The sequence below is a fragment of the Kitasatospora sp. NPDC057512 genome (assembly GCF_042802135.1).
Lineage (GTDB): Bacteria > Actinomycetota > Actinomycetes > Streptomycetales > Streptomycetaceae > Kitasatospora.
The window spans coordinates 1-3,522 of the sequence record NZ_JBHVET010000813.1; the positions used below are offsets into that span (position 1 = coordinate 1).

General features: G+C 75.6%; 4 protein-coding genes. All 4 read right to left on the reverse strand.

Annotated elements, in window-relative coordinates:
• Positions 1–31: 31 nt before the first annotated feature.
• Genes ACFU6K_RS34130 through ACFU6K_RS34145 form a run of 4 tightly spaced genes read right to left on the reverse strand, consistent with a single transcriptional unit; the run spans position 32 to position 3,259 of the window.
• The gene (locus tag ACFU6K_RS34130) at positions 32–985 is read right to left on the reverse strand and encodes an SAM-dependent methyltransferase (protein WP_380669734.1); all 954 of its coding nucleotides are present in this window, start codon (positions 983–985) and stop codon (positions 32–34) included.
• On the reverse strand, positions 973–1,596 hold the full coding sequence (locus ACFU6K_RS34135; RefSeq protein ID WP_380669736.1) for a cysteine hydrolase family protein: 624 nt from the start codon (positions 1,594–1,596) through the stop codon (positions 973–975). The genes ACFU6K_RS34130 and ACFU6K_RS34135 overlap by 13 nt, the downstream gene beginning before the upstream one ends.
• Positions 1,593–2,726 (reverse strand): isocitrate/isopropylmalate family dehydrogenase, encoded by a 1,134-nt coding sequence (locus ACFU6K_RS34140; protein WP_380669738.1) that lies wholly within the window; start codon positions 2,724–2,726, stop codon positions 1,593–1,595. The genes ACFU6K_RS34135 and ACFU6K_RS34140 overlap by 4 nt, the downstream gene beginning before the upstream one ends.
• Complete coding sequence (locus tag ACFU6K_RS34145; RefSeq protein ID WP_380669740.1) at positions 2,723–3,259, reverse strand: EF-hand domain-containing protein; 537 nt, start codon at positions 3,257–3,259, stop codon at positions 2,723–2,725. The genes ACFU6K_RS34140 and ACFU6K_RS34145 overlap by 4 nt, the downstream gene beginning before the upstream one ends.
• Positions 3,260–3,522 lie beyond the last annotated feature (263 nt).

The following is a 3,522-nucleotide window of genomic DNA, read 5'->3' on the forward strand; positions in this document are numbered from 1 at the left end:
CGGCAGGGAATACCGCGAAAAGCCGCGGAATTCAGCGGCGCCCCGGGATGCGGCCCGGGACGCCGCCCGGCCGCCCGCGGCGGGCGGCGAAGACCCAGCGGTTGGCCGCCAGGGCGTCGTCCGGCTCCGGCACCGGACCGCGGCCGTGCAGGGCGGTGAAGTCGTACGGGCTGCGCACGGCCACCGTCCAGCCCAGGCGGGTGAGTTCCGCGGCGGAGTCGGGTCGGGGGCCGGCGTCGAAGAGGGCGCGCAGGTCGATGCCGAGCCGCTGCCGGGCCGCGACGTACACGGGGGCCGTGCGCACCGCCGGCGGTTCGGCGGCCACGTCCTTGAGCTCGTACGCCAGGGTGCTGCCGGGCGCGCTGAGCCGGTGCACGGCGGCCATCAGCCGCCGCTCGGCCTCGGCGGGGAGGTAGAGCAGCAGCCCCTCGGCGAGCCACGCGGTCGGCTCCGCCGGGTCGAAGCCGCCCTCCAGCAGCGGCCCGGCCCAGTCGCCGCGGAGGTCGGCGGCCAGGGGGCGGCGCTCGGTGGCGGGGGCCGCGCCGGCCGCGTCGAGGACGGCCTGTTTGAAGGCCAGCACCTGCTCGGTGTCGATCTCGTGGAGGACGCGGCCGGGCGGCCAGTCGAGCCGGTACGCCCGGGAGTCCAGGCCCGCGCCCAGGATGACGACCTGGCGCGTACCGGCCCGCACCGCGGCCAGCAGGTGGTCGTCCAGGACGCGGGTGCGCAGCCCGAAGTAGCGCCCGAGGCGCCCCCACAGCGGGTCGGCCTCCGCGTCGGGGACCTGGTCGGGGTGGAGGGGCCAGTGCGCCGAGGCGGGGGAGGCGCGCACGAAGTGCTCGGCGAGCGGGTCGCGGGCCAGGGCGTCGGGGCGGTGGGTCTCGATGGCGCGGGCGGCCGCCACCAGCAGGGCGGTACGGCCCACTCCGGAGGCGACGCCGCCCGCCGCGGCCGTCCCGTCCTCCGGTCGGGTCAGGGCGCGCACGGGTCCTCCTCGCACGCGGGCGCCGTCCACGCCGCGGGGTCGTCGCCGGTGGTGGTGCGGGCGCCGTACAGGACGCGCATGAACCGCAGGACCTCGTCGTGGGGCAGGTGCAGGGAGGTGGTGCAGTCCGTCAGGACGGTGATGTGGAAGCCCTTCTGGAAGGCGGTGCGGGCGGTGGAGTCCACGCAGACGTCGGCGTAGAGCCCGGCGAACACGAGGTGCCCGGTGCCGCCGGCGCGCAGGTGTTCCTCCAGGCCGTCGCCGAGGAAGGCGTCGAAGCAGGCCCGTTTGGTGAAGACCCGCTCGCCCGGGGCCGGGGCCACGCCGTGGAACCGGGCGCCCCAGGTGCCCTCCAGGCACTTCGGCCGCTTGCCCAGTCGGCGGTCCCGTGCGCGCCAGGCCGCACCCTGGTGGGCGGTGTCGCCGAGGAAGCGGACGAACACCACCTCCACGCCCGCGCGCCGGGCCAGGTCCACCGCCCGGACGCTGTTGGCGACCACGGAGTCCAGGACGGAGCCGTCGCCGCCGAACCGGGCCCTGGCCACCGGCCCGGTGCAGAAGTCGTTCTGCAGGTCCACCACCACCAGGGCCGTTCCCGTCGGGCCGCTCACGGCCCGCCCACCGGGGCGGTCGATCCGGTGGTGGCGCCGGGCAGGTCGAGGACGTCGACCAGCGCGTCGACCACCGCGGTGGTGGAGTGCCGGCCGCCGAGGTCCGGGGTGTGGACGCCCTTGTCGTCCAGGACGGCCAGGGCGGTCTCGACCGCCCCGACGGCGCCGGGCACCGCGGCGTGCCGCTCGGCGACGAGGGCCGCGGCGCGCAGAGCGGCCACCGGGTTGACCAGGTCGCGCCCGGCCAGGTCGTCGGCGGAGCCGTGCACGGTCTGGTACTCGACCAGTCCGGCGGCGCCGGGGCCGAGGTACACGTTCTCCGTGCAGCGGCTCTCCTGCCGATCGGCGCCGAAGCGGTCCAGCAGGACCACGTGCATGATGTCGGCCCACTCGTTCCCGGCGATCAGCAGGGTGCGGCCCGGCAGGCCGTGGGTGATGAGGTTGCGGTTCACGGTGTCGGGCTGGAACACCTCGATCCGTACGCCCAGCCGCTCGGCGATGTCGGCGACCCAGGCGTCGAACGCGCCGTCCAGGAGATGGAACTTGTAGGCCATCACGATGCGGTCGATCCGCCCGTCGGGCCATTCGCGCCGGGCCCGCTCCAGGGCGTGGCGCACGACGTCCTCCGTGGTCTCCCGGCTGAAGGCCAGGGTGCGGGTGACCTCTCCCGGGGTGTGCCGGTTCTCCCCGGTGTAGAAGCCCTGGGCCTGGTCGCGGACCAGGAGCAGTGACGTTTCTCCGGCCCGTAACAGGTCGACCTTGACGGCGCGCAGGCGGTGGCGCACCAGGTACAGGGACTGGGCGTTGATCGCGGTGCGGAAGACGGCCGTGGTGCCGGCGTCGGCCAGGTCGCGGCAGAACCGCTCGTAGTGCTCGGCGTCCTGCCCGGTCAGGTCCTGGATCCCGGCGGGGCCGTCCAGCGAGCGCAGCGAGACGTAGGAGTGGTAGAGGCGCGGGGAGCGGACGATCCGCACACCCGTGGGGTGGGCGGCGGTGAGCACCCGCAGGACGCGTTCGAAGACGGCGGCGAGCTCGGGGCCGGTGCCCCGGCCCACCGCCAGCCCGATCGCGGGCTGCCCGGCGACGGGCACCGGCTCGGAGCCGGTGCCCTGGTGGGCGGCCGGGGTCACCGGGCCGTCCCGGGAACCAGGCGGTCGCCGGGGATGCCGGTCTTGTCGGGGCGGTAGTAGTCGCGGATGCCCTCCGCCCAGACCGCGACCGGGACGCGGTCGCCGTCCACCGGGCCGAACGCGTCGAACAGGGCCGTGATGTTCCGGTCGTCGAACCCGATCGCGGTCATCAGGGCGAGGAAGTCGGGGCGGGTGACCAGGCCGTCGCCGTCCGGGTCGCCGAGCTCGGAGAGCGCCCGGGCGAACTCGTCGATGGTGGCGTCGAAGCGCTGCGGGTCGAGCACGACGGCGGTGAACTCCTCGGGGCTGATCCGCCCGTCGCCGTCGGCGTCCAGCTCGGTCACCAGCGTCCGCCAGTAGTGCTGCAGGGCATCGAGCAGCCGGTCCCTGGCCTCCTCGTCGGCCTGGGGGAGCGCCGCGACGATACGGCTGCCCATCAGGTCGAAGTCGGCCGGTTCGATGGCGCCGTTCCCGTCGGCGTCGAACAGCGAGAACACGAGCCCGACACGGTCGGTGGCTGCGGTGGTGGGCATGGCGGTACACCTCGGTCTTCCGGACGAAGGGCGCCGGGCCCGTGCCTCGGCGACCGCTCCACTATCCGGTCCCGGCCCGGCCGTCGGCGCGCGAAGTGCGGCCGGACCACCCGATCGTGGGCAATGCGCCCCCGCGCGCATGACGGGCCGGTCGGTTGGACAGGTAGTCAGGCTGGCTCGTGCGACGGCCCGCACCCGCCGCCGGGGCGTTCCGCCGCCCGGCGGCCCCGCAGAGGGCCGCGGGCTCCGTACCGTCGGCCCCG

What these genes read in the sequence shown, in the direction of transcription:
- ACFU6K_RS34145 (WP_380669740.1), bottom strand. Translation starts at nt 3,259, where the DNA reads ATGCCCACCACCGCAGCCACCGACCGTGTCGGGCTCGTGTTCTCGCTG.